Annotated in this window: 23 protein-coding genes; 14 read left to right on the forward strand and 9 right to left on the reverse strand. The window is 72.3% G+C overall.

Translation table 11 applies throughout. The features are described 5' to 3' along the window. Position 1: 1 nt before the first annotated feature. From sucD to VA596_RS21690, 6 genes are all read left to right on the forward strand, one after another. Positions 2 to 892, forward strand: a complete 891-nt coding sequence (gene sucD, locus VA596_RS21665) for a succinate--CoA ligase subunit alpha (protein WP_323329617.1) — start codon at positions 2 to 4, stop codon at positions 890 to 892. A 207-nt stretch (positions 893 to 1,099) separates the two neighbouring features. Next, positions 1,100 to 1,885 (forward strand): DUF5336 domain-containing protein, encoded by a 786-nt coding sequence (locus VA596_RS21670; RefSeq protein ID WP_323329618.1) that lies wholly within the window; start codon positions 1,100 to 1,102, stop codon positions 1,883 to 1,885. Positions 1,886 to 2,033: 148 nt separating this feature from the next. Continuing rightward, entirely contained in the window at positions 2,034 to 3,527 is a 1,494-nt protein-coding gene (locus VA596_RS21675; RefSeq protein ID WP_323329619.1) for a cell division protein PerM, read from the forward strand. Positions 3,528 to 3,606: 79 nt separating this feature from the next. Then, positions 3,607 to 4,224, forward strand: coding sequence for a phosphoribosylglycinamide formyltransferase (gene purN, locus VA596_RS21680; protein WP_323329620.1), 618 nt, complete (start codon positions 3,607 to 3,609; stop codon positions 4,222 to 4,224). Next, positions 4,214 to 5,776 (forward strand): bifunctional phosphoribosylaminoimidazolecarboxamide formyltransferase/IMP cyclohydrolase, encoded by a 1,563-nt coding sequence (gene purH, locus VA596_RS21685; protein WP_323329621.1) that lies wholly within the window; start codon positions 4,214 to 4,216, stop codon positions 5,774 to 5,776. Before purN ends, purH begins: the two co-directional genes overlap by 11 nt. A 56-nt stretch (positions 5,777 to 5,832) precedes the next feature. Beyond that, entirely contained in the window at positions 5,833 to 6,645 is an 813-nt protein-coding gene (locus VA596_RS21690) for a hypothetical protein (RefSeq protein WP_323329622.1), read from the forward strand. Here the strand turns inward: VA596_RS21690 and VA596_RS21695 are convergent. The 3 genes from VA596_RS21695 to VA596_RS21705 are packed head-to-tail and all read right to left on the reverse strand — an operon-like array spanning position 6,642 to position 8,441. After that, the gene (locus VA596_RS21695) at positions 6,642 to 7,148 is read right to left on the reverse strand and encodes a GNAT family N-acetyltransferase (RefSeq protein WP_323329623.1); all 507 of its coding nucleotides are present in this window, start codon (positions 7,146 to 7,148) and stop codon (positions 6,642 to 6,644) included. The two genes, VA596_RS21690 and VA596_RS21695, sit on opposite strands and share 4 nt — an antisense overlap. Next, entirely contained in the window at positions 7,145 to 7,906 is a 762-nt protein-coding gene (locus VA596_RS21700) for a hypothetical protein (protein WP_323329624.1), read from the reverse strand. Before VA596_RS21700 ends, VA596_RS21695 begins: the two co-directional genes overlap by 4 nt. 46 nt (positions 7,907 to 7,952) lie before the next feature. Further along, positions 7,953 to 8,441 carry a GNAT family N-acetyltransferase gene (locus VA596_RS21705; RefSeq protein ID WP_323329625.1) on the reverse strand — a complete coding sequence of 163 codons (489 nt, stop codon included), beginning with the start codon at positions 8,439 to 8,441 and terminating at the stop codon, positions 7,953 to 7,955. A gap of 522 nt (positions 8,442 to 8,963) precedes the next feature. Here VA596_RS21705 and VA596_RS21710 point away from each other — a divergent pair. The 4 genes from VA596_RS21710 to VA596_RS21725 all read left to right on the forward strand — a co-directional run bounded on the left by VA596_RS21710 (position 8,964) and on the right by VA596_RS21725 (position 16,403). Then, the gene (locus VA596_RS21710) at positions 8,964 to 9,671 is read left to right on the forward strand and encodes a hypothetical protein (protein WP_323329626.1); all 708 of its coding nucleotides are present in this window, start codon (positions 8,964 to 8,966) and stop codon (positions 9,669 to 9,671) included. Positions 9,672 to 10,383: 712 nt separating this feature from the next. Next, on the forward strand, positions 10,384 to 11,940 hold the full coding sequence (locus VA596_RS21715; protein ID WP_323329745.1) for a DNA polymerase Y family protein: 1,557 nt from the start codon (positions 10,384 to 10,386) through the stop codon (positions 11,938 to 11,940). 2 nt (positions 11,941 to 11,942) lie between these two features. Then, positions 11,943 to 13,076, forward strand: coding sequence for a hypothetical protein (locus VA596_RS21720; RefSeq protein WP_323329627.1), 1,134 nt, complete (start codon positions 11,943 to 11,945; stop codon positions 13,074 to 13,076). Further along, positions 13,077 to 16,403 carry an error-prone DNA polymerase gene (locus VA596_RS21725; RefSeq protein WP_323329628.1) on the forward strand — a complete coding sequence of 1,109 codons (3,327 nt, stop codon included), beginning with the start codon at positions 13,077 to 13,079 and terminating at the stop codon, positions 16,401 to 16,403. Here the strand turns inward: VA596_RS21725 and VA596_RS21730 are convergent. The 3 genes from VA596_RS21730 to VA596_RS21740 are packed head-to-tail and all read right to left on the reverse strand — an operon-like array spanning position 16,375 to position 18,357. After that, positions 16,375 to 17,109: a class I SAM-dependent methyltransferase gene (locus VA596_RS21730; protein ID WP_323329629.1), complete on the reverse strand. Its 735-nt coding sequence runs from the start codon at positions 17,107 to 17,109 to the stop codon at positions 16,375 to 16,377. The two genes, VA596_RS21725 and VA596_RS21730, sit on opposite strands and share 29 nt — an antisense overlap. A gap of 31 nt (positions 17,110 to 17,140) precedes the next feature. Continuing rightward, positions 17,141 to 17,569 carry an acyl-CoA thioesterase gene (locus tag VA596_RS21735; protein ID WP_323329630.1) on the reverse strand — a complete coding sequence of 143 codons (429 nt, stop codon included), beginning with the start codon at positions 17,567 to 17,569 and terminating at the stop codon, positions 17,141 to 17,143. Further along, the gene (locus VA596_RS21740) at positions 17,566 to 18,357 is read right to left on the reverse strand and encodes an AraC family transcriptional regulator (protein ID WP_323329631.1); all 792 of its coding nucleotides are present in this window, start codon (positions 18,355 to 18,357) and stop codon (positions 17,566 to 17,568) included. Before VA596_RS21740 ends, VA596_RS21735 begins: the two co-directional genes overlap by 4 nt. 76 nt (positions 18,358 to 18,433) lie before the next feature. Between VA596_RS21740 and VA596_RS21745 the strand changes: the two genes are divergently transcribed. Together VA596_RS21745 and VA596_RS21750 are read left to right on the forward strand one after the other, a co-directional pair. Next, the gene (locus VA596_RS21745; protein WP_323329632.1) at positions 18,434 to 18,916 is read left to right on the forward strand and encodes a VOC family protein; all 483 of its coding nucleotides are present in this window, start codon (positions 18,434 to 18,436) and stop codon (positions 18,914 to 18,916) included. Between the two features lie 44 nt (positions 18,917 to 18,960). Then, positions 18,961 to 19,548, forward strand: a complete 588-nt coding sequence (locus VA596_RS21750; protein ID WP_323329633.1) for a pentapeptide repeat-containing protein — start codon at positions 18,961 to 18,963, stop codon at positions 19,546 to 19,548. 53 nt (positions 19,549 to 19,601) lie between these two features. On the opposite strand, the gene VA596_RS21755 is transcribed toward VA596_RS21750, so the two are convergent. Beyond that, positions 19,602 to 22,427 (reverse strand): TNT domain-containing protein, encoded by a 2,826-nt coding sequence (locus tag VA596_RS21755; protein WP_323329746.1) that lies wholly within the window; start codon positions 22,425 to 22,427, stop codon positions 19,602 to 19,604. Between the two features lie 176 nt (positions 22,428 to 22,603). On the opposite strand from VA596_RS21755, the gene VA596_RS21760 reads away from it, so the two are divergent. After that, positions 22,604 to 23,476, forward strand: a complete 873-nt coding sequence (locus VA596_RS21760) for a bifunctional methylenetetrahydrofolate dehydrogenase/methenyltetrahydrofolate cyclohydrolase (protein ID WP_323329634.1) — start codon at positions 22,604 to 22,606, stop codon at positions 23,474 to 23,476. Then, positions 23,476 to 23,799 (forward strand): DUF3017 domain-containing protein, encoded by a 324-nt coding sequence (locus tag VA596_RS21765; RefSeq protein WP_410171912.1) that lies wholly within the window; start codon positions 23,476 to 23,478, stop codon positions 23,797 to 23,799. The genes VA596_RS21760 and VA596_RS21765 overlap by 1 nt, the downstream gene beginning before the upstream one ends. Here the strand turns inward: VA596_RS21765 and VA596_RS21770 are convergent. After that, positions 23,796 to 24,977: an MFS transporter gene (locus VA596_RS21770; RefSeq protein WP_323329635.1), complete on the reverse strand. Its 1,182-nt coding sequence runs from the start codon at positions 24,975 to 24,977 to the stop codon at positions 23,796 to 23,798. The two genes, VA596_RS21765 and VA596_RS21770, sit on opposite strands and share 4 nt — an antisense overlap. 196 nt (positions 24,978 to 25,173) lie before the next feature. Continuing rightward, positions 25,174 to 25,497, reverse strand: a complete 324-nt coding sequence (locus VA596_RS21775) for an ArsR/SmtB family transcription factor (RefSeq protein ID WP_323329636.1) — start codon at positions 25,495 to 25,497, stop codon at positions 25,174 to 25,176. Positions 25,498 to 25,500 lie beyond the last annotated feature (3 nt).

Genomic DNA, 25,500 nt, shown 5'->3' on the forward strand with positions numbered 1-25,500 from the left:
GATGTCGATCTTCCTGAACGAGAACAGCAAGGTCATCGTGCAGGGGCTCACCGGCTCCGAGGGCATGAAGCACGCGACCAAGATGCTGAAGTCCGGCACGAACATCGTGGGTGGCGTCAACGCCCGCAAGGCCGGCCAGACCGTCACCATCGAGGGCAAGGACCTCAAGGTCTTCGGCACGGTCGAAGAGGCCATCAAGGAGACCGGCGCCGACGTGTCGGTCATCTTCGTGCCGCCGAAGTTCGCGAAGGACGCGGTCGTCGAGGCGATCGACGCCGAGATCCCGCTGGCCGTCGTCATCACCGAGGGCATCCCGGTGCACGACTCGGCGTACTTCTGGGCGCACGCGGTCGCGAAGGGCGGCACGACCCGGATCATCGGGCCGAACTGCCCCGGCGTGATCAGCCCCGGCAAGTCGAACGCCGGCATCATCCCGGCCGACATCTCCGGCCCGGGCCAGATCGGCCTCGTGTCGAAGTCCGGCACGCTGACCTACCAGATGATGTACGAGCTGCGGGACATCGGCTTCTCCACCGCGGTCGGCATCGGCGGTGACCCCATCATCGGCACCACGCACATCGACGCCCTCGAGGCGTTCGAGGCGGACCCCGAGACCAAGGTCATCGTGATGATCGGCGAGATCGGTGGCGACGCCGAAGAGCGCGCCGCGGCCTACATCAAGGAGAACGTGACGAAGCCGGTCGTCGGTTACGTCGCGGGCTTCACCGCGCCCGAGGGCAAGACCATGGGCCACGCGGGCGCCATCGTCTCCGGTTCCTCCGGCACGGCCGCCGCCAAGAAGGAGGCCCTCGAGGCCGCCGGCGTCAAGGTCGGGAAGACCCCGAGCGAGACCGCCGTCCTGGCGCGTGAGCTGTACAACAGCCTCGGCTGATTCCGGGGAGTAACTCCTGGTGAGGCCGGGCACCCTCCGGGTGCCCGGCCTTTCCTGGTTTCAGGACGAAACCTCTCGAGGTATTCACGCGTCTGATGGGCTGGTGGCCTGCGAGTGCGCTAGCGTTCTGCGCACGCAAGCCGCCTCGTCTTCCCCGGGTGCCCTCGTGCCCCGGAGTGCCGGTCGAACCGACAGGAGTGCTTCCCGATGACCTTCCCCAGCGGCGGGCCCGGCTACCCCCAGCAGGGTGGCGGCCAGCAGCCCCCCGGACCCCCGCCCTCCGGCGGCTTCCCGCAGCAGCAGCCGCCCCAGCCGCCGCACTCGCACCAGGCACCTTCGGGGCCGGCGAACCTGACGCAGAACCTGCCGCTGCTGCTCGCGCTGGTCGTCGCGGTCTTCGGCCTCGTGCAGTACTTCCTCGGCTTCTCCGACAACGCCGCCGTCGGCTCGGCCACGACCTTCTTCCTGGTCGCGGCCCTGCTCGCCGGGTTGCACGCGCTGCCGAAGGGCCCGCGGACGCTGCCGTTCGCCGCGCTCTTCAGCGTGCTCGGCGCCCTCGAGGCGCTCGACTCGCTGGTCGCGCTGCCCAGCGCCCCGGGCATCGTCGTGGTCATCCTGATCCTCGGCATCCTGCAGATGCTGGGCGCGGTCGCCGCGGTGCTCTTCGAGTACGACATCGTCAAGGCGCCGTCCCCGAAGGCCGCCGCGCCGTCCTACGGCGGCCAGTACGGCCAGCCCGGCCAGCAGTACGGCCAGCAGGGCGGGCCCCAAGGTGGAGCACAGTTCGGGCAGCAGCCGGGGCAGGGCGCGCCGGGTGAGCCGCCGGCGCCGTTCTCGCAGCCGGGCCAGTACGGCTCGCCGAACCCGCCGTCGACCACGCCGCCGCCGGGGCAGCAGGCCACGACGTACGCCCCGATGCAGGGCCAGTTCTTCCAGCAGCCGCCGTCGGACAACCCGGGCACGCCGCCCGGTGGCTTCGGCAAGTCGAGCTGACACAAGCCGCTCGCAAAACACCCGCTGTGACGCTTCGTGTCACAGCGGGTGTTTTGCACTCCGGGGGTTACCCGACCGGGTGGGTTAGCTTCCCCACGCCGGCCGGCGGCGGCGTGGCTCACCCGTACGGACCAGCCCGGATGCCAGGGTGCGGATCATGGACCTGCTCACCCGCGACCCCCGCGAAGAGCCGGTGAGCGACTTCGAACCCGGCGTCGAACCGACCGGCGCGGCGCGGGTGCGGGTGTTGCTCGCGGCGGCGCTCGGCCCGCTGGTCACCGGTTACGCCGTCGTGGCCACCGTGCTGACCCTGGTCACGCTCACCGCCGAACGCACCGTCTTCTCCGGCTTCGGCGTGCTCCTGGCCGCGGGGCCGGGCTGGCTCGCCGCGCACCAGGTGCGTCTCGGGATCGGCGGGCACCCGCTCGGCCTGCTGCCGCTGCTGCCGACGCTGGGCGCGGTCGCGCTGGCCGCGCGGACGGCGTCCGGCGCCGCCCAGCGGCTCGGCTGCCGGTCGCCGCGCGAGGCGCTGCCGGTGTTCGCGGCGATCACCGGCGCGCACGCGGTGTTCGGGCTCGTCATCGCGCTCTGCGCGCAGGGCTCGCCGGTGACGGCGAACCCGCTGCTCGCGTGCGCGGTGCCCGGGCTGCTCGCGGCCGTGGCGTCGGCCGTGGGCATCGTGTGGTCCTGCGGCCTGCCGGACGTCGTCGCCGAGCGGCTCGACCCGCTGGCCCTGCGCGGGCTCCGGGCGGGCGTGCTGGGCCTCGCGCTGCTGCTGGCCTGCGGTGCCGCCGTGTTCACCGTGGCCACCGCGGTGTCCTGGTCGACCGTGGCCGACATGTACGAGCCCGGTTTCGGCAGCAGCTTCGGGCTCTTCCTGCTGTCCCTGATGTACCTGCCGAACGCCGTCACGGCGTCGCTGTCGTTCGTCACCGGCCCCGGGTTCTCGATCGGCCCGCTGAACGTCGGGATGTTCGGCTACCACGGTGGCACCGTCCCCGGCGTCCCGATCCTCGGCGGGCTGCCCGAGCACTCGAGCGCCTGGTGGCCGGCCCTGCTGGTGCTGCCGGCCGCGACCGGTGTGCTGGTCGGCTGGTCGCTGCGCAAGGTCGACGCCGACCCGGCCCAGCGCATCCGCACGGTCGCGGTGGCCGGCGCGGTGGTCGCCCTCGGCTGCGTCGTGCTGGGCACGCTGTCCGGCGGACGGCTCGGCGACGGCCCGTTCGACCCGGTGAGCGTGCCCGTCGGGGTCGCCTCGGTGGTCGGGTTCTGCTGGATCGTCATCCCGGGCGCGTTCACGGCGTTCTTCGCGGGGGAGCACGAGCCGCCCGCGCCGCCCGAAGCGCTCGAGGACAACGAAGCCTTTGAGGACGCCGAAGACGTCGACGCCGACGAAGCAGCCGAAGCGCTCGAGGAACTCGAAGAGTCCGAAGAGGACGAAGACGCTCTCGACGACGAAGACGCCGAGTTCGAAGCCGAGGCGGACGCCGAACTCGGCCTCGATGACCCGTCACTTTCACGTGAAAGTGACGGGTCCGAGGACGCGGCACTTTCACGTGAAAGTGCCGCCGAGCCCGACGAGGCTGTGACCGGAGGCACCGAGACCTGCGGCGACGTCGAGCCGGGCGAGGCCGACCGTTAGGGTTGACGCGACCTGGTGAAGCGCCGTGCGCCCTGGCTGCGCACCGCCGGCGGCTAAGGAGCCTGCTCTGTCTCAACGGTTGGAGCTGCCCACTCCGGTGAAGCTCGTCGTGCTCGCGTCGGGCTCCGGCACCCTCCTGCAGGCGTTGCTGGACGCCACCGGGCGGTCCGGCTTCCCGGCCAAGGTCGTCGCCGTCGGCGCCGACCGCACCGGCATCGAGGCGCTGACCCGCGCCGAACGGCTGAGCATCCCGTCGTTCACGGTCCGCGTCGCCGACCACCCCGACCGCGCCGCCTGGGACAAGGCGCTGGCCGAGGCCGTCGGGGCCTACCAGCCCGACCTGGTCGTCTCGGCCGGGTTCATGAAGATCCTCGGTGGCGAGTTCCTGGGCCGGTTCACGGTGGTCAACACGCACCCGGCGCTGCTCCCGTCGTTCCCGGGGATGCACGCGGTCCGCGACGCGCTGGAAGCCGGCGTGAAGGTCTCCGGCTCGACCGTGCACTTCGCGGACGCCGGGGTCGACACCGGGCCGATCATCGCCCAGGAGGCCGTCGTCGTGGAGTACGACGACACCGAAGACGTCCTGCACGAACGGATCAAGGCCGTCGAACGCAGGCTGCTGGTGGAAACGATCGAGCGACTCGGCCGCGGTGGCTGCACCGTGGACGGACGAAAGGTGACATTTCGTGAGCACTGACCTGGGACGGCGCCCGGTCCGCCGGGCGCTGATCGGCGTCTCGGACAAGGCGGGCCTCCTGGACCTGGCGACGGGCCTGCACGCGGCCGGCGTCGAGATCGTGTCCACCGGCGGCACGGCGAAGGTCATCGCCGACGCGGGCGTCCCGGTCACCCCGGTCGAGCAGGTCACCGGGTTCCCGGAGTCGCTGGACGGCCGGGTCAAGACGCTGCACCCGCGCGTGCACGCCGGGCTGCTCGCCGACCAGGGCAACCCCGACCACGTCGAGCAGCTGCGCAAGCTGGACATCGCGGCGTTCGACCTGCTGGTCGTGAACCTCTACCCGTTCACCCAGACCGTCGCCTCCGGCGCGAGCCCCGAGGACTGCGTCGAGAACATCGACATCGGCGGCCCGGCCATGGTCCGCGGTGCCGCGAAGAACCACGGCAGCGTCGCGGTCGTCGTCGACCCGGCCCGTTACGGCTGGGTCCTGGAGCGCGTCGCCGACGGTGGCTTCGACCTGAACGACCGCAAGCGGCTCGCGGCCCAGGCGTACGCGCACACGGCGTCCTACGACATCGCCGTCGCGTCGTGGTTCTCGAACGTCTACGCGCCCGCCGACGACTCCGGTTTCCCCGAGTTCTCCGGCATCAGCTGGGAACGCGGCGAGGTGCTGCGCTACGGCGAGAACCCGCACCAGAAGGCCGCGCTGTACCGGGGACACCGGGCCGGCCTGGCCCACGCCGAGCAGCTGCACGGCAAGGCCATGTCCTACAACAACTACGTCGACACCGACGCCGCGCGCCGGGCCGCGTTCGACTTCGCCGAGCCCGCCGTCGCGATCATCAAGCACGCCAACCCGTGCGGCATCGCGGTCGGCACCGACGTCGCCGAGGCACATCGCAAGGCGCACGCGTGCGACCCGGTTTCGGCCTACGGCGGCGTCATCGCGACGAACCGGCCGGTCAGCCGCGAGGCCGCCGAGCAGATCGCCGAGGTCTTCACCGAGGTCGTGCTCGCACCGGACTTCGACACCGAGGCGCTGGAGATCCTGCAGCGCAAGAAGAACATCCGGCTGCTCAAGCTGCCGGAGATCGCGCACCCGGCGCCGATCGAGTTCCGCCAGATCTCCGGTGGCGTGCTCGTGCAGACCGTCGACGCGATCGACGCGCCGGGCGACGACCCGGCGTCGTGGACGCTGGCCACCGGCACCCCGGCCGACGAGCAGACCCTGCGCGACCTCGAGTTCGCGTGGCGCTCGCTGCGTTCGGTGAAGTCGAACGCGATCCTGCTGGCCGCCGACGGCGCGACCGTCGGCGTCGGCATGGGCCAGGTCAACCGCGTCGACTCGTCGCGGCTCGCGGTTTCGCGCGCGGGTGACCGCGCCAAGGGCTCGGTCGGCGCGTCGGACGCGTTCTTCCCGTTCCCGGACGGCCTGGAAGTGCTGGTCGAGGCGGGCGTCCGCGCGGTCGTGCAGCCCGGCGGCTCGGTCCGCGACGCCGAGGTCATCGCGGCCGCGGAGAAGGCGGGCGTCACCATGTACCTCACCGGTACGCGGCACTTCGCGCACTGATCCACCCGCCGCCGGCGTCTCGGCGCCGGCGGCGGGGCTTCGAGAGGGAGGGCTCGATGCAGCAACCGCCGCCGTTCGGCCAGGGACAGCCGGGGTACGGCCAGCAGCCACCGCCTGGCTACGGCCCGCCGCCGGGTCACCCCCAGCAGCAGCCCGGCTATCCGCCGCAGGGGTATCCCCAGCAGCCGGGCCAGGTGCCGCCCGGGTACCCGCCGCAGCAGGGCTACCCGCCGCCCGGGTACGGCGGTCCGGTGCCGCCGCCCAAGAAAAAGAAGACCGGGTTGATCCTCGGCATCGTCGGCGCGGTCGTCGTGCTGCTCGGCGCCGGCATCCCGCTCGGCATCTTCGCGAGTGACTACTACGCGAGCACCGGCGTCGACCCGGTGTCGTCGCCGGTGCCCGGCGAATGCCAGATCCCCGCGCTGGTGCTGGAGAAGGCCGGGTTCCCGAGCTTCACCGGCACCAACGCCGGCGGCGCCGCGTCCGTGCCGGGCCTGAAGCAGATCGGGTGCGGCTTCAAGCCCGGACCGGACGAGAACGTCCGCGACGCCACCATGAACATCCGGGTCGTCGAGTACTCCGGCGAAGGCGCCGCGCAGCAGGCGAAGAACGGCTTCATGCCGACGAAACCGGAGGTGGCGCCGACCGAGGTGCGCGGCCTCGGTGACAAGGCGGCGCTGGTCCGCCTGATCACCCAGAGCGCGTTCAGCGGCGCCGAACTGCACGTCCTCAAGGGCACGAACGTCTTCACGGTCGAGATTTCCGGCTGGGACAAGGGATTCTTCTCGAAATCGCCGATTCCGCAGCAGGAGGCGGACGACGCCGTGAAGGCCGTCGGCGCCGAGATCGTCAAGCGGCTGCCGCGTTAAGGACGGAAGAGCGCGTAGATCACTTCGTCGCGCCAGCTCCCGTTGCGCCAGGTGACCTGGCGCATCACGCCCTCGCAGTGGAACCCGGCGCGCTCCAGCGTCTTCTGCTCGGCGATGTTCTCGCCGTCGGTGAAGGCTTCGAGCCGGTGCGCGCGGGTGACGGCGAACAGGTGCGCGACGAGCAGCCGGTGCGCGGCGAGCCCGGTGCCACGGCCGCGGTGTTCCGGCAGGAGCGTCAAGCCGATCTCGAAGCAGCCGCCCGCGGGTCCGCCGCGATCGGCCGCCTCCCAGCTCGCCATGCCCGCGACGGCGTCGTCGGCCACCACGGCCAGCGCGGTGTCCCGCGTGCCGAGGAACCCGTCTTCGGCCCAGCGGCGGCGGCGTGCTCGCGGGTCGGCGAACCCGGCCCACTGGTGGACGCCGAGCACCGCCGGCTCGGTGGCGAACCGGTCCAGGACGGGCAGGTCCTCTTCGCGGAAGGGCCGCAGAATTACGTCGATCACGCGGGTGCCGGCAGCGTCTTGCAGAGCGCCGTGGGGAACTTCGGGTCGGCCGCCCGGATCTCCGTGCAACCCGCGGTCTTGGCCTGCGCGAACGACGTCCACCCGGCGTCGCTCCAGCGGAAGGCCGTGCGGGACGGCGGTGCGGCCTTTTGCGCCGGCAGGTCGAGGACCAGCCAGTTCGCGTCGCAGACGCGGGTCGTGCCGCTGCTCTCGGCGCCGGCCGCGGACGCCGCCGCGCCGATCCAGGCGGGGTCGCAGTGGTCGGCGGGCGGGGCGCAGGTGCCCTGCGGCGCGCAGTGGCCCCAGCCGGCACCGAGCTTGTGCCAGGAGTTGCCGTTGTCGGCGTTGAGGATCACCGTCCGGTCCGCGATCGGGCCGGACGTGGTCAGCCGCAGCTCGGCGGGCACCTTGGCCTCGCAGCCGCCCGCCGCGGGCCGCGTCGAGTAGAACACGTCGGCGCGGATGTCGGTCTTCGCCTCGACGACCTGCTCGATCCGCGGGTCCTGGACGCAGCCGGGGTCCTTGCCGGGCAGGGCGACCTGCACGAACAGGCTGAACAGATCGGGGCCGGGGCGGATCCCGGTGACCTCGGCGCGGAAGGTCCGCCACTCCGCTCCCACGGTCGTCGGACCCGGGGCCGCGGCCTTCGCGCCGGGCAGCCCGCCGCTCCCGCTCGCGAGCACGACGGCGAGCACCGCGCCCGCCACGACCAGCACTCCGGCGGCCCACAGGATCGGCCGTCCGCGTCCGTTGGTCATCGTCACCCCCAGAAGTCCACCGGGGAATCTAGCCGACCCCGCAGCGTCAAGCGGGCGGACCGAAGATTTCGCGCTGTGTGACGTCCTTCTCGAGGTGAACGGCGCCGCGGATGTGCCCCGGCGCGTCCGGGAGGTCGGTGAGCCGGTAGCCCGCGCGCTGGTACATCGTGATGTTGCGGGTGCTGCGGGCGCCGGTGAACAGGACGAACCGGCGCGCTTCGGCGGGCGCCTGAGCCTCGGCGTGCGCGAGGAGACGGCGGCCCAGCCCGCGGCCGGCGAAGTCGGGCGCGACCATCAGCCGGCCGAGCTCCCAGCGGTCGCCGTCGAGCCGGGCGCGGACGGCGCCGATCAGCCGGTGCCCGTCCCGCAGCGTCCAGACCGACCAGGTCTTCGTCCAGTCCCGCAGGTCTTCGAGGGTCTCGTGCAGCGCGGGGATGTCGAGGGTGTCGTTGAGGATCGCCTCCTGCACCCAGCAGCAGCGCTGCAGGACCAGCAGTTCCGGGCAGTCTTCGGGCCGTGCGGCTTCGATCTCCACACGGGTCTGTCTAATGAGGTCCTCGGTGCGCGGGCAACTTCATTACGGTGGCGGGGTGACTCCCGGCCCGCTCGACGTCCCCGGCTTGGCCCCGCTCCCGCCGCGGGCCCGGGCGCTGCCGGAGTCGCTTTGCGCGCCGCGGCTGACCGCGCACCTGCGCGCGGTGCACGCTTGACCGGCTGGGCCGGATCGCGGGCCGCGTTCGACCGCCCAGCGGCGCGGTTTGCGCGGACGCACGGCTCCTGGGCGCCGAGGACGTGACGCTCGAGGACCTGCTCGTCAGCCTGAAGGCGAAACGGGTTCCGGACCCGGGTGACCGAGCACCTGCGCGTCTGGCTTTCCAGGCGTCGTACCCCACTTGTGGGTGACTTGACAGGGTTCGCGGTTCGCGGTTGACTGAAGACGTCGAACAGGTGTTCGACATGGATCCGCCGCCTTCCCCGCGGTGTACCAGAGGTGCCGGTCGTGTTTTGGGAGAGGCGCGGCCGTCGTCTCCGGTCCGTTGGTGGGGAGGTGCGTGCGGTGACCGCTGTGGTGGAGCCGCCGGTGGCCCGGCTGGCGGCCCTGCCCGGGGTCAGCACGGCGAGCCGGGTCGCGGCCCAGGCCGACCAGGCGCGGGTGACGGGAAGGGTGCTCCCGGTCGCCCCGGCGCTGGCCGGGCTGCTGCCCGCCGCCGGGCTCCGGCGCGGAACCACGGTGGCGGTGCACGGGTCGAGTTCCCTGCTGCTCGCCCTGCTGGCCGAAGCCACCGCCGCCGGGTCGTGGGCGGCGGTGGTCGGCCTGCCCTCACTGGGTCTGGCGGCCGCGGCCGAGTACGGCGTGGACATCGCCCGCCTGGCGCTGGTCCCACGCCCGGGCGCGGACCTCCCGGCGGTGCTCGCGGCCCTGCTCGACGGTGTGGACCTGGTGGTCGCCTCGACGTCGACGATCCAGCCGGCGGTAGCCCGCCGCCTGTCCGCCCGAGCCCGCCACCGAGGCGCGGTCCTGCTGGCGTTCGGCGCCTGGCCGGCCGCGGACGTCGAGCTGTCCTGCCGCCTGGAACCCTGGTCAGGCCTGGAGGACGGCTACGGCCACCTCCGCCAACGCCAGGCGCTGGTCCGGGCGCGAGGCCGCGGCGCGGCGGCCCGCCCGGTCTCGGCGCACCTGTGGCTCCCGTCTCGCGACGGCTCGCTTCGCTCCGCCGCCGCTCACCTGGCCCCGGCCCCCTCGCTCCGCGAGGAGACAGCATGACCCCACCCCAACCGCCCCCGCCCCAACTGCCCGGGTGCGCGTGTCGTCCGTCCAGGTACGCGTGTCGTCCGTCCAGGTACGCGTGTCGTCCGTCCAGGTACGCGTGTCGTCCGGCTGGGTACGCGAGTCGTCCCTCCAGTTACGCGAGTTGCCAGCCCGCGAACTCGCTGTCTGGGTGCGCGATCCGCCCCTCCGGGTACGTGTGTCGTCCATCCAGGTACGCGTGTCGTCCGGCTGGGTGCGCGTGTCGTCCGTCCAGGTACGCGAGTTGCCCGCCCGAGCACGCGAACCCGTTGCCCGGGTGCGGGAGCCGCCCCTCCGGGTGCGTGTGTCGTCCGTCCAGGTGTGCGAGTTGCTCGCCCGAGCACGCGAACCCGCTGCCCGAGTGCGGGAGCCGACCCACCAAACCGGCGTGTCGACCCTCCAATCACGCGAGTCGACTCTCCGGTCACGGGAGCCGACCCTTCAATCACGGGTGTCGGCTCTCCAGTCACGCGTGTCGACTCTCCAGTCACGGGTGTCGACCCTCCAATAACGCGAGTCGGCTCCCCAATCACGCGAGCCGACTTCCTGATCACATGGCGAGTGGTCGAGCCCAGCTGCCAGTGGCGTGGACCGCCGGATCACCGCGAGGTAGCGCCACCCAAACTCGGCTGGGGGAGGGCGCATGACCGTCCCCAGTCAGCGCGGCTCCTCCTCCCTGCCCACCCGGATGCTCGTCCTGTGGTGTCCCGACTGGCCTGCCGTCGCGGCCGCGGCTGTCGGTGGCGTTGCCGTCACCCGGCCGACCGCCGTTTTCAGTGCCAACCGGGTTGTCGCCTGCAATGCCGTCGCGCGGCGGGATGGGGTTCGGCGGGGGATGCGGCGGCGGGAAGCTCAGTCGCTGTGTCCGGAGCTGGCTGTCTTCGGGGCCGATGACGGTCGCGACGCGCGGCTGTTCGAGGCCGTCGCGCGGGCCGTCGAGGCGCTGGTTGTCGGGGTTGAGGTGGTGCGGCCCGGTCTCGTCGCCGTTCCGGTTGCCGGGGCCGCCTCCTACTTCGGTGGGGAACACGCTCTCGTCGAACGGCTTGTCGACGAGGTGTCGGCCGCCGCGGGTGTGGAGTGTCAGGTCGGCGTCGCCGAAGGGCTTTTCGCCGCGACGCTCGCCGCGCGGCGGGGTGAGCTCGTCGAGCCCGGGCGGGTTGCCGAGTTCCTCGCGCCGCTGCCCGTCACCGAGCTTGACGACCGCGCGGAGCTGGTCGACCTGCTTCGGCGCCTGGGGTTGCGCACGCTCGGCGCCTTCGCCGCGCTGCCCGAACGCGACGTCGTCAACCGGTTCGGTGCGGACGGGCTGCTCGCCCACCGGCTGGCGCGGGGACGCTCCGAACGTCCGCCGCTGCGCCGCCGTCCGCCGCCGGAGCTGACGCTCACCGAGGAGTTCGACCCCGTCATCGAGCGGGTGGACGTCGCGACGTTCCTCGCCCAAGGCCTCGCGACGCGCTTCTGCTCGGGCCTCGCCGGGCACGGCCTGGCGTGCACCCGGCTCGGCATCTACGCCGTCACCGAGGACGGCGAACAGCTCGGCCGGGTCTGGCGATGCGCGGAACCGCTGACGCCCGCCGGGGTCGCCGACCGCGTCCGCTGGCAGTTCGAGGGCTGGCTGCGCGCCGCGCCCGGGCGGCGGCCGACGTCCGGGGTGACGCGCCTGCGGCTGGAACCCGAGGAGACCGTCGAGGGCCGGTCGTTGCAGCTCGAGCTGGGCGGCGAAGGGAGCCTGGAGGAGGACAACGAGCGCGCCGCGCGGGCGTTCGTGCGGGTCCAGGGCCTGCTCGGGCCCGAGGGCGTGCTCACGCCGCTGCTCGACGGCGGCCGCGACCCGGCCGCCCGGATCCGGCTGGTGCCGTGGGGCGACCCGCGCGATCGCGCGACGCCGGCGGACGCCACCTGGCCGGGACGCCTCCCGGCGCCTTCGCCGGCGACGGTCCTCGACCGGCCGGTGCCCGCCCAGGTCTTCGACGCCGACGGCCGTGCCGTCGGGATCACCGCCCGTGAGTGGGTGACCGCCGCCCCGCGGCGGCTGAGCGTCGCCGGCGGGACGCAGCGGGACGTCGTGGGCTGGGCGGGCCCGTGGCCGCTCGCGGGCGACCGTCGGCGGCCGGGCCCGCAGCGCGCGCGGCTCCAGCTGCTGCTGGCGAGCGACGGCGGACCGGACGAGCCACCCGAAGCGGTGCTGGTGCACTGCGCCGGCACCGAAAATCCTTTGTGGACAGTTGAGGGAGTGTACGACTGAGCATGGACGAGGACTACGCACGCCTGCTGCGCGACTGGTTGCTGGCCGACCCGGGCACGCCGCGGCCCCGCCCGAAATCCGACGACGTGGTGATCCCGCTGCCCCGCCTGTCCGAGGAGAACCACCGCCGGAACGCGACGAAAGATCGAAGGGGATGGCCGCGCGACCCGGAGAACCGCAGCGACGCGGAAGGCCGGCCTGCGGCTGACGGGCCGAGGCGGCTGGGCGATCCGGAGAGCCGGAACGGGCTGGAGGGTCGGCCTGCGGCTGACGGGCCGAAGCGGCTGGGTGATCTGGAGGGCCGCAGCGATGTGGAGGGCCGGTCTGCGGTTGAGGGGTTGGGCCGGCTGGGTGATCCTGAGGGCCGCAGTGACACGGAAGGCCGGCCTGCGGCTGACGGGCCGAGGCGGCTGGGCGATCCGGAGGGCCGGAACGGGCTGGAGGGCCGGTCTGCGGTTGAGGGGTTGGGCCGGCTGGGTGATCCGAACGACCGGAACGGGGTGATAGGCCGGCCTGCGGGTGAAGGGCCGAGGCGGCTGGGTGATCCGGAGGGCCGCAGCGATGTGGAGAGCCGGCCTGCGGTTGATGGGCTGGGGCAGCCGGGTGCTCCGGAGAGTCGCAGCAACGCGGAAGGCAGAACTGCGGCTGATAGGTCGGCGCAGCTGGGGGATTCGGCGAGCCGGAGCAGGGGCGAGAACTGGACCGAGGCGGAGGGTTGGAGCCCAGCGCAGCCGCGGGAGGCGGAAAGCCGGACCACAGCTGACGATCGTGGTCCGGAGCTGCTGCATCGTCCGGAGAACCGGAGCAACGCGGAAGGCAAGACTGCGGCTGAAGAGGCAGGCGAGAGCCACCGCGGGATCGAGGGCTGGAGCCCTGCCCCGGAAAGCCGGAGTGCGGCCGAGGCGCGGAGTCGCTGGAATCACCCCTCCAACTGGCACCGGCGGAAAGCCGCGCGTGCCGAGATCACTGATCGCGTGGCCGAACCCGCGGAGCCCGGTTGGCCGCCGCACGATCCTGACCGTCGCGTCGAAACGCTTGATCAGCAGCGGCCGTGGCGGGAACTCGACGACGCCATCGAGCGCAGCCGTCGTCAAGCGCTCGACGCTGCCGAGAACGACGAGAACCGGGGTCGCTAGATGGGGTGGAACAACCCGCCCGTTCCGTGGAAGGACCTTGCGCGGCGGTTGGGGGGAGAGTTGCCGCCCGGGGATCATGGGGACAGTCCCGCCTGGGGCCGTCATCGCGAGGGCTATCGGCGGCCCGGTGACCTGCCCGGCCGGGGCAGCGATGACGGCGGGGAGGCCGTCCGGGTGCCCTACGCCGAGCTGCACTGTCACTCCAACTTCAGCTTCCTCGACGGCGCCAGCCATCCCGAAGAACTCGTCGAGGAGGCCGCGCGGCTGAACCTCGACGCCATCGCCCTCACCGACCACGACGGCATGTACGGCGTCGTGCGCTTTGCCGAAGCCGCGCGGGAACTCGGCGTGAACACCGTCTTCGGCACCGAACTCAGCTTCGGGCTGAGCAACCCGCAGAACGGCGTCGCCGATCCCGAAGGCGAGCACCTCCTGCTGCTGGCGCGCGGCGACCAGGGCTACCGGGCCCTCTGCCGCGCCATCACCGCCGGGCAGCTGTCCGGCTTCGACAACCAAAGCCCCAAGGCCGAGAAAGGCCGTCCCGTCTACGACCTCGGTGCGGTCGCCGAGGAGGTCGCCGGGCAGTGCGTGGTGCTGACGGGCTGCCGCAAGGGCGCGGTGCGCTCGGCCCTCGTCACGCACGGCCCGGCGGCCGCCGCGGAAAGCCTCAAGGACCTCGTCGAAAGGTTCGGCCACGACAACGTCTACGTCGAGCTGACCGACCACCGCCAGCCGCTCGACAGCACGCACAACGACCTGCTGACCGCGATGGCGAAGGACTTCGGGCTGCCGACCGTCGCCACCACCGCCGCGCACTACGCCCGGCCTGAGCGGGCCCGGCTGGCCGACGCGCTCGCCGCGATCCGGGCCCGGCGGGGGATCGACGAGCTCGAGGGCTGGCTGCCCGCGGACGGCGCCGCGTTCCTCCGTTCGGGCGCCGAGATGGACGTCATGTTCCGGCGCTACCCCGGCGCGGTGCGGCGCTCGGCGTTGCTGGGCATCGAATGCGCGTTCCCGCTCAAGCTGATCGCCCCGAAGCTGCCGCCCTTCGACGTCCCCGAGGGGCACAACGAGACGACCTACCTGCGCGAACTCACCGAAGAAGGCGCGAAGAAACACTTCGACGGCAAGGAGCACGAAGCAAAAGCAAGAGCGCAGATCCAGCACGAGCTGGCCATCATCGAAGAACTCGGCTTCCCCGGGTACTTCCTGATCGTCTGGGACATCGTGCGGTTCTGCAACGAGCAGAAGATCCTTTGTCAGGGCCGGGGTTCGGCCGCGAACTCGGCCGTCTGTTACGCCCTGGGCATCACCAAGGTCGACTCCGTCGCCCACGAGCTGCTCTTCGAGCGCTTCCTCGCCCCGGACCGCGACGGCTACCCGGACATCGACCTCGACATCGAGTCCGATCGGCGCGAGGAGGCCATCCAGTACGTCTTCGAGAAGCACGGCCGCCTGAGAACCGCGCAGGTCGCGAACGTGATCACCTACCGCGCGCGCTCCGCGGTCCGGGACGCCGCGCGGGCGCTGGGGTACTCACCCGGCCAGCAGGACGCCTGGAGCAAGCAGATCGACCGCTGGGGATCGTTGCGCACCACCGAAAAGGACCACGACCACGACATCCCGGACGAGGTCGTGCAGCTCGCGTTCGCCCTCGAGGACTTCCCGCGCCACCTCGGCATCCACTCCGGCGGGATGGTCATGTGCGAGGAGCCGGTGAGCCAGGTCGTGCCGGTCGAGTGGGCGCGGATGGCGAACCGCAGCGTGATCCAGTGGGAGAAGGAGGACTGCGCCGCCGCCGGTCTCGTCAAGTTCGACCTGCTCGGCCTGGGCATGCTCTCGGCACTGCACTACATGCTCGACCTCGTCGAGGACCACAAGGGCGAGAAGATCGACCTCGCCGAGCTGGACCTCACCGACCAGAAGGTCTACGAGATGCTGTGCCGCGCCGACGCGATCGGCGTCTTCCAGGTCGAGAGCCGGGCGCAGCTCGCGACGCTGCCGAGGCTGAAACCCGACGAGTTCTACGACCTCGCCGTCGAGGTGGCGCTGATCCGGCCCGGCCCGATCCAGGGCGGCTCGGTGCACCCGTACATCCGCCGCAAGCAGGGCAAGGAGACCTGGACGTACGACCACCCGCTGCTGGAAAAGGCGCTGCACAAGACCAAAGGCGTGCCGCTCTTCCAGGAGCAGATGATGCAGATCGCGCTGGACGTCGCGAACTTCACCGCGGCAGAGGCCGACCAGCTGCGGCACGCGATGGGGTCGAAGCGGTCCGAGAAGAAGATGGACCGGCTGCGGCAGCGTTTCCTCGAAGGCGCCGCCGTGAACGGCGTCGAGGAAGAGCTCGCGAAGAAGATCTTCCTGAAGCTCAAGGCGTTCGCGAACTTCGGCTTCCCCGAGAGCCACGCGCTGAGCTTCGCGCACCTGGTGTTCTCCAGCGCCTACTTCAAGCTCTACCACCCGGACGCGTTCCTGGCCGGCCTCCTGCGCGCGCAGCCGATGGGCTTCTACTCACCACAGTCGCTGGTCGCCGACGCGCGCCGCCACGGCGTCACCGTGCACGGCCCGGACATCAACCGCAGCCTGCCGCACGCGACGCTGGAAGCCTTGCCGGACAAGGGAAAGCTGCATGCGGTACGCACCGGGTTGAGCACCGTCCGGCTGATCGGCGAGGAGCTGGCCAAGAAGATCGCCGACGAACGGGCGAAGGGCGACTTCACCGACATGGCCGACGTCGCCCGCCGCGTCCGGCTGACGACACCCCAGATCGAGGCGCTGGCCACGGCGGGGGCGTTCGGGAGTTTCGGCGGCGACCGCCGTCAGGCGCTGTGGACCGCGGGCGCGGTCGCCGGCGAACGCGCGGAGAAGCTCCCGGGCCTGATCAGCGCGCAGGCGCCGGTGCTGCCCGGGATGGACGGCCTCGACCTCGCGGCGGCGGACGTCTGGGCGACGGGCGTGTCGCCGGGCAGCTACCCGACCGAGTTCATCCGCGACCGCCTCGACGCGCTCGGCGTCGTCCCGGCCGACCGCCTGGCCGACCACGAAGCCGGCGCGCGGGTGCTGATCGGCGGCGCGGTCACCCACCGGCAACGGCCGGCGACGGCGGGCGGGATCACCTTCCTCAACATCGAGGACGAAACGGGGATGGTCAACGTGATCTGCACGCTCGGCCTGTGGCAGCGCTACCACCGCGTCGCGCGCGGCAGCCCGGCGCTGCTGATCCGCGGAGTGGTCGAGAAGGCCGACGGCGTGGTCAGCGTCCTCGCCGACCGCGTCGAGGCGCTGCCGATGCGGATCAAGGCGAAGTCGCGGGATTTCCAATGATCGTGATGATTTCCGGGCTGGCGTCGGTGACCGGGCTGCGGTCCCAGTAGCCGTACTGCTCCTCGACGACCAGACCGGCCTCCTCCACGAAGGCGGAAAGCGTTGGCACGTCGAGGAAACGCAGCGTGGAATCGCTGTACTTCGGCGCGTCCCAGTCCGGGCTCTCGAAGGTCGTCTTGAAGGTGACAAGGCCGTCTTCGAACGGTCCCGCGTCGTTCCACGAACGCACCGTGCCCGCTTGCGCCACATTCTCCGGCGTCCACCGTTCCCAGGCGCGGCGCGCGGGGTTGCGCGTGTCGAACCCGAAGCGGCCGCCGGGCTTCAGCGCGCGCCGGATCGCGGCGAACGCCGTCCGCAGCTCGTCGTCGGTCAGCAGCACCTGGAACGCGTGCCCGGTCATCACCGCGAAGTCGAACTCGCTGTCCCACGGCGCGGTCGACAAATCGCCGAGCACCCATTCGACGTCGTCACGGCGGCGGGCCTGGGCGAGCATGCCTTCAGCCGGGTCGAGCCCGACCAGCCGTCCGGTGTGGCCGGACTCGCGGGCCCAGTGCAGCAGGGAACCGGTGCCGCAGCCGACGTCGAGCACCGACTCGGCCGCCATGATCATCGGCAGGTAGAACTCGAAGTCGCCGCTGCTCTCCCGTGGGTTGAGGCTGTCGTACAGCGCGGCGAGGCCCGCGTCGTCAAAGGCGTGATCAGGCACGATGCCAACGTAGTGACCGCCGGGGCGGAACTCATCCGGTTTTCGGTTCCAGGCCCAGCAGTTCCGGACGCGCGGCCAGCTCCCGCCAGTACGAGCCGGGATCGGCCACCAGCCGCCGCCGGTCCAGGTCCAGCAGGCCCGAGACGCTCTCGACCTCGGCGACGAGCGTGCCGTCCGGCGCGCGGAACTCCTGCGTCACCCGCGACGTCTTCCCGGTGCCCCAGTGGAACTCGCAGCCGACCTCGACCTCGCCGCCGCGGAGTTCGCGGCGGAACCGCACGGACGTCTCAAGGTTGACCGGCCCGATCCGGCGCGCGGTCAGCTCGGCCGGGTCGATCCCGGCGGCCTGGACGCACGTCCAGCGCGCGTGGTCGGCGTAGGCGAGGTAGGCCGGGCCGCGGACGTGGCCGTTGACGTCGAGGTCGTCAGCGCGCACCGCGATCGTCACGCGAAAGGTCATGCCCCGGATCTTCGCCGCGCACGGCGGGCGGAGTCTGGAACGAGCGCGGCGGGGGAGGAGCCGGACAGCCGGCGGCAGTCGCGGCCGAGGTGCGACTGGTCGGCGTACCCGAGGTCGGCGGCGACGGCGGCCAGCGACGTCCGCCGGGCGGCCAGGGGCTCCAGCCGCCGCAGGAACCGCTGGAACCGCCGGATCCGGTGCACCTGCTTCGGGCCGGCGCCGACCGCGTGCGCCAGGTGCCGCCGCAACGCGCGGTCGCTGACGCCCAGCTCGCCCGCGACGTCGGTGGCCCGCGTCCCCGGGCCGCCCAGCGCGTGGACCGCGGCCAGCACCCGCCGGTCGGGCGACACGCCACGCGCGGCAACCAGTCCTTCGAGGACTTCGCGCTGTGCCAAGGGATCCTCGGTGCCGGCCAGGATGTCGCAAGCGCGCCGGGCGGTGGCGCCCCAGAGGTCGCTCAGCCGGGTTGCGCCCGCGGGCAGCTCCGCCATCGGCGTCCCGAGCACCGCGCCCGCGGCGCCGCACCGGAGCCGCACGCCGACCCGGGACGCCGAGGCCGGCACCCACAGCCGCAGCGACGCGCCGGCCGTGACGACCACCGTGAGCGCGTCGCCGTCCCAGACCAGGTCCGCGCAGCCGTCCGGGAGCACGCGCAGCGGCCGCGCCCAGCCGGTGCGCCCGTGCCAGCCGCAGGCGACGACGCCGGCCAGCGCGGGCGGCGGCGCGAACTCGCGGTAGCTCGATCGCGTGCGCGCGGTGACCGCCAGCGGCCGCAGCGGAACTCCCATGACGCCAGTATGCAGCGGTCAGGGTCCGTCCTATTTCGCCGCTAGTTTCGATCGCACACCCCAAGGAGGAGGCACCATGGTCAACCCCGTTCCCGACGGCTACACGACGGTCACCCCGTGGATCATCGGCCACGACACCGCTGGGCTGCTCGACTTCCTGAAGCGCGCCTTCGACGCCGAGGAGCTGGGCCGGGTCGTCGGCCCGGACGGGAAGATCGGGCACGCCGAGGTCCGCATCGGCGACGCGGTCGTGATGGCCTTCGACTCCCCGGACGACTGGGCCGACACCCCGGCGTACCTGCGCCTTTACGTACCGGACAGCGAAGAGGCGCAACGGAGGGCGATCGAGGCGGGCGCGACCGAGGTGACGCGGCAGACGGTGCTGTTCTTCGGCGACCGCGTCGGGCGCGTGCGCGACCCGTTCGGCCACCTCTGGTGGATCCAGACCCGGCTGGAGAACCTCGACGAAGCGGAGATGATGCGACGTGCCCAGCTGCCCGAGTACGTCGCGGCGATGAACTACGTCCAGGGCGCGGACCTGGTCAACCGCCGTCCATAGTGGACGGTTGCGGCGCGGCCCCGGCGGTGTGACACCCTGGGGCCGTGCTGGAAACCGGTGAGGACTACCGCGAAGCGGGGTTGTCCGGCCAGTGGTGGGAAAAGCGCCGGTTCACCGGCTGCGACTTCACCGGGGCGGACCTGAGCGGGCTGCAGACCCGCGGCTGCACGTTCGACGACTGCGACTTCAGCCGGGCCGACCTGTCGCGCTCGCGGCACGAGGCGTCGGCGTTCCGCTCGTGCACGTTCGACCGGACGGTGCTCGTAGACAGCCGCTGGTCGTCGTGCTCGCTGCTGGGGTCGTCGTTCGGTGACAGCGGCTTCGGCGGGATCGCGCTCACCGAGTGCGACCTCTCGCTGGCGTCGCTCGCGAAGGCGCGCCTTCGCCGGCTCGGGCTGTCCGGGCTGCGGCTGCGCGAAGCGAACCTGACCGAAGCCGACCTGACCGGCGCCGACCTGCGCGGCAGCGACCTGACGGGCGCCCGCCTGCAGGCCGCGAAGCTCGACGGCGCGGACCTGCGCGGCGCGCGTCTCGACGCGAACGCCCTGGTGCAGGCCGACCTCCGGGGCGCGCAGGTCGACATGGAGACCGCGATCGCCTTCGCCGCCGCGTACGGCCTGGTCGTCCGCTAGCCAAAAGAAACCGGCGGCGAGCACGAAGCTCACCGCCGGTTTCGTGGACGGACTCAGTCGATCGGCGGTTCACCCGGGTCGAGCTCGAGCAGGGCGCCGTCGGCGACCAGTTCCTCGATCGACGCCGGGAGCAGGTACGCCGACCCGCCGCCGGGCTGGTTGAACCACGGGATCGCGACGCCGGCGAGCGTCTCCAGCGGCCGCTGCACGCGGTACACGTGGTACGGCCGGTTGATCCACTCCGGCACCAGCGACCGCTCGGCGAACGGCGTGCCGGCCGCGTACGTGAGGTTGCCGTTCGGGCCGCCGAAGCGGTCCAGCTCGCTGCCCGCGGGCAGCTCGCGCAGCTCCTTGCCGCGGAACAGCGTCAGCGGCGGCTCACCGGACATCGGCCCGATCGGCCACTGCTGGTTGCCGCCACCACCACCGCCGTTGACGGCCGGGCGGGCCGGCTCCGGACGCTGCGGCGACGTCCCCGGCGGGATCATCGGAGCGCCCTGCGGCACCGGAGCCAGGACCGTCGGCGCGGCCTGCGGCGGCTCACGCCGCGGCGGTGCCGGGGCCGCGGGCGGCTGTCCGGCCTGCTGCTGCGCGAGCTGCTGCTGGGCCGGCGGCGGCCCAGCGGGCACCGGCGCGGGTACGGGCGGGCCGGACGGGCGCGGCGGCGTCGGCGGCTCGTCGTCTTCGAGGTCCCCGAACAGCTCGTCGGCGCTGGTGAACGCCGTCTGCTCCTGCGGGGGCACCGGCTCGGGCTTGCGGACCGGGTAGGAGCCGGTCGCGATCTCCGGCGACAGCGTCGCGACGACTCGCTGCGGCGCCGGTTCCGGCTCGGGCTCGGGTTCCGGTTCGGGCTCCGGCGCGGGCGGCTCCTCGGCGGGCACGTGGCCCTCGGGGTGGAGCAGCAGCTTGCCGAGCATGAACGCGGCCGCGTCCTCGGCGTCACCGAACACCGCGGGGTTGCTGAGCTTGCCGTCGTACCAGCCGACGCGCCAGCCGTCCTCGACCTGCTCGACACTCCACCCGTGCTCGGCGGGTTCGCCCAGCTTGTAGCCGCTTTCCGGGACGTCGAGCTCGTCCAGCTTGTTCTGCAGCCCGGCCAGCACGGGGTGGTCGGGGGTCTCGCGGCGCAGCGCCCGGCGTCCGGACCGCGGGGCCGCCTGCGGGGCGGCCTCGGCCTGCTGGGGGGCCGGCGGCTCCGGCACCGGCAGCACACCGGGCACCTCGGGCTGGGTGATCATGGTCGGCGGGCCGGGGTCGAACGCGGCCGCGTGCGCGGGCTCGTCCTCCTGATCCGGCTGGAACGCCGCGTGCGACGGCTCGTCGTCGTGTTGCGGACCGGCGTCGTCCCGCAGGGCCGGCTGGAACACGGTCCGCCCGGCCGGGTCCTGCGTGGGCTCGAAGGCGGCGTGGGCCGGCTCCTCGTCCTCGTGCCGCCCCTGCTGGAACGCGGCGTGAGACGGCTCGTCGTCCTGCTCCGGCTCACCGGCGTCGAACGCCACGCCGTCGTGCGGCGGCTGGAAGGCCCCGCGACCCGGCTCGTCCCCGATCGGCTGATCGGGCACGTACTCCGCGGTCTCGTCGAGGTCCGGCACCCGGCCGGGCTCCGGCGCCGTGCCGTTCGACCCGGCCTGCTCGTAGTGGCCGTCTTCGGGGTACTGGTCGTCCTCGGCGAAGCGGTCCTCGAACTCCTGGGCGTCGTAGCCGTCCTCGGCGTACTCGCCCTCTTCGGCGTACTCCTGCTGCGCCTCGTTCTCGTAGTGCTCCTCGGCCGGAGTCTCGGGCTCGGCCGAGTGCGTCAGCAGCGGCGGCTCGACCTGCGCCGGCGGCTCCTGGTGCTGCTGCGGCGGCGCGACGGGCGGTGCTGCCGCGGCGGCGGCCATCGCGGCCGGCGGCGGGCCCGCGGGGGCCTGCGGCGGTGCCTGCTGCTGAGGCATCTGCTGCTGCGGGGGCGGGCCCGGCGGCGGCCCCTGCGGCGGCGGCCCGCCCGGGCCCGGACGCTGCTGCGGCGGCTGCTGGTTGCCCCGGGTCAGGTACGCCCCGGCGGCCTGCAGCGTCGGCTCGTCGACCGGCGGCAGCTTGAAGCCGACCGCGCGGACGTGCTCGACCAGGTCCGGCTCCGGCGAGACGCCGTACTTGTCGAGGTAGAAGTTGACGGCGGCGGGCCAGATCCACTGGCCGTCGCTGTGGAACGCGACCGGGACGGTGGCCTCGGGTGCCTGCGCCAGCCGGTCGATGTCGTACCCGCGCTCGGTCACGACCAGCGGCGCGCGGTTCAGGTACTCGAGCAAGCGGTCCTGCTCGTCGACCTCGAGCTCCGGCCGGTTGATCACCGGACGGCCCGCCGGGCCGATCGTGTCGAAGATCCGGGCGATCCGGAAGTGCGGGCCGGGCTGCTCCGGGCCGAGCCCGGACATCCGCCGGATCAGCCACTCGGGCACGTTCTCCTCCGTGCGGGGGAACATGCGGAGTTCGTCCGAATAGGCCTGTGGGGGTGGCGCGAGGTTCCACACGGGTTCGTCGCGGTTGTACTCGAGGTTGTAGCTGGACGGGTGGTCCAGCTGGTACCGCGCGTTGAACCAGGTGCCTCGGCCGTCGCGGTACATGCCACCGCGCAACCGCCCGAAGAGGGTCGCGATGTCGTGGGTGGCGAGCCATTCGTGCACCGTGCCGTCTTCGGTGACGATCTCGCCGGTCAGCTCGTGGTACCTCCCGACGGCTCGGTACTCCGCGCTGACCTTGCGCCAGTCGCGGGGGGCGGCGCGCAGCAAAGCCAGCCCGATCTGCTTGACCAGGGTGTCCTGCTCCGTCGCGTTCAACTGCGTCGTCGGTTGTGCCACGGGGACATTTTGACTGTTCGCGCGCGCGAGTGCACCCCGCATGTGGGTTTTGCCGCTCACGAGCCCTGCGGCACCTGGTCTGACCTCGCCTGATGCGACGTGCGGTAGATCACAGCTTGATCGCGGGCAAGATCATGGGGAGTGGCGATCACCTTACGGGCTGCGACCGCCCACGCCTGGAAGCGACGCGCGGGGGCCCCTTTGCCAGAATGGACCTCGTGACGGCGAAGATTCTCGACGGCAAGGCCACCAAGAACGCCATTTTCGCGGAGCTCGAGCCGCGCGTCGCGGCCCTGGCCGCGCAGGGTGTGACACCCGGCCTGGGCACTGTCCTGGTTGGAGACGACCCGGGCTCGCACTCGTACGTGCGGATGAAGCACGCCGACAGCGGGAAGATCGGGATCAACTCGATCCGCCGCGACCTGCCGTCCGACATCACCCAGGAGAAGCTCGAGGCCGTCATCGACGACCTCAACGCCGACCCGGCCTGTCACGGCTACATCGTCCAGTTGCCGCTGCCGAAACACCTCGACGCGAACCGCGTGCTGGAGCGCATCGACCCGGAGAAGGACGCCGACGGCCTCGCGCCGGTCAGCCTCGGCCGGCTCGTGCTGGGCGAACCGGGCGCGCTGCCGTGCACGCCGTACGGGATCGTCGAGCTGCTCAAGCGGCACGGCGTCGAGCTGAACGGCGCGCGCGTCACCGTCGTCGGCCGCGGCATCACCGTCGGCCGCACGCTGGGCCTGCTGCTGACCCGCCGCAGCGAGAACGCCACCGTCACCTTGTGCCACACGGGTACCCGCGACCTCGCCGCCGAGGTCCGCCGCGCGGACATCGTCGTCGCCGCGGCGGGGGTGCCGGGGATCATCACGCCGGACATGGTCGCCCCGGGCGCCGCGGTGCTCGACGTCGGTGTGTCCCACGTGGACGGCAAGCTCACCGGCGATGTTCACCCGGACGTGGCCGAGGTGGCGGGCTGGATCTCGCCGAACCCCGGCGGGGTCGGCCCGATGACCCGGGCGATGCTGGTGAGCAACGTCGTCGAAGCGGCGGAGCGCTCGATCCGTGGCGTTCAAGGCGCTCAGGGCTGATGACGATGACCGAAGACCGGCGGGACCAGCGGGACCGCCGGCCACGGCAGGCGAGGTTCACCCAGCTGCCGTTCGCGGCGGTCCTGGTGGTGGCGGCGGTCGCCGCCCTGCGGATCTTCCAGTACCACTGGCGCGAGGGCGCGGCGCTGATCGGCGCCGCGCTCCTCGTCGCCGCGGTGCTGCGGGCGGTGCTGTCGACGGAGAAGGCCGGGCTGCTGGCGATCCGCGGCAAGGTCGTCGACATCATCACCTACGTGGGCCTGGCCGCCTTGATCCTGTTCGTCGCGTTGACGATCACCGGCGGCCCCTTCAGCTCCTCTTAGGACGCCATCGCGAGTTCGCGTCGTTCGGCCTTGGCCTCGCGACGGTCCAAAGTGCCCGAGACGATGGCCAGCGACAGTCCGAAGACGGCCAGGAGCGCGCCGACCCAGTTGGGGGCGAGCAGGCCGAGGCCGCCGGCGATGACCAGGCCGCCCAGGTAGGCGCCGATCGAATTGGCGATGTTGAACGCCGACTGGACCGCCGCCGAGACCAGCGACGGGGTGCCGCCGGCCTTCTCCATGATCCGCGCCTGCATCATCGGGCCGATCATGAACCCGGCGACGCCGACGAAGAAGATCGTGATCGCGGCGCCGACCTTGCCCTGCGCGGTGATGGTGAACACACCCAACACGCACGCCAGCGCGAGCAGCGCCGCGTACAGGCCCGGCATCAGGGCCTTGTCGGCCAGCCGGCCGCCGAGCAGGTTGCCGATCGTCATGCCGACGCCGGCCAGGGACAGCAGCAGCGTGACGTTCGACGGCGAGTAGCCGGCGACGTCGGTCAGCATCGGCGTGATGTAGCTCAGGCAGGCGAACACGCCGCCCAGCCCGAACGTGACGATCGCCAGCGCCAGGTGCACCTGCGGCCGCTTGAACGCGCCGAGTTCGGTGCGCAGCGACGCTTCGGCGGGCTTGCCCTGGTGCGGCACCAGCTTGGCGATGGCGGCCGCGGCGACCAGCCCGATCACGGCGACGACGCCGAAGGTGGCGCGCCAGCCGACCTGCTGGCCGAGCAGCGTGCCCAGCGGCACGCCGATGACGTTCGCCAGGGTCAGGCCGAGGAACATCATCGACACGGCCTTGGCGCGCTGGCCGGGGCCGACGAGACCGGACGCGACGACCGCGCCGGCGCCGAAGAACGCGCCGTGGGGCAGGCCGGCGAGGAACCGGAACGCGACGCCGAACTCCTGGTTCGGCGAGAGCGCGAAGAGGGCGTTGCCCAGCGTGAACAGGCCCATCATGGCCAGCAGCATGGTCTTGCGCGGCAATCGGACGGCGGCTGCCGTGAGCAGCGGGGCGCCGACGACGACGCCGAGGGCGTATCCGGAGATGAGGTAGCCGGCGGTCGGGATGTCGACGCCGAAGTCGGCGGCCGCCTGGGGCAGCACGCCCATCATGACGAACTCGGTGGTCCCGATGCCGAAGGCTCCGATGGCGAGCGCGAGCAGCGCGACGGGCACGGCACTCCTTCCAGGGGTGAGAAATCGATTACTTGGCCGATCCCGGGTGGATTTCTGGATCGGTTCAGTGGGTGGGCAAAAAGGAAGACAGCCATGCGGCCCCAGCGCCGTGAGCTGTCCTACGCACAGTCCAACCGACGGAGGGGGTCGTTGTCATCCCGATATCGGGTGACGATCCACACCTGTAACGCGTGGGTCAGCGGGGCGCCGCGAGAACGCCGTCCAGGAGGCCCGGGAACAGGGCGTCAAGATCCTTGCGGCGCAACGAGTTGAACCGGGTGGTGCCCTCCTGGCGGCCTGCGACGACGCCGGCCTGCCGCAGGATGCCCAGGTGGTGGGTGATTGTGGACTTGGTCACCGAAACGGTCAGCGCGCCGCACGAGAGTTCGTGGCCCGACGCGGCCAGCTGCCGGACGATCGCCAGGCGGACGGGGTCGGCGAGGGCGCGAAGCACGCCCTCGACGGTGATCTCGTCCCGCTCGGGGTAGACGAGCGGCGGCAGGGTGACGGACTTGGCCATGGG

Source organism: Amycolatopsis heterodermiae (genome assembly GCF_034929455.1).
Taxonomy (GTDB): Bacteria; Actinomycetota; Actinomycetes; order Mycobacteriales; family Pseudonocardiaceae; genus Amycolatopsis; species Amycolatopsis heterodermiae.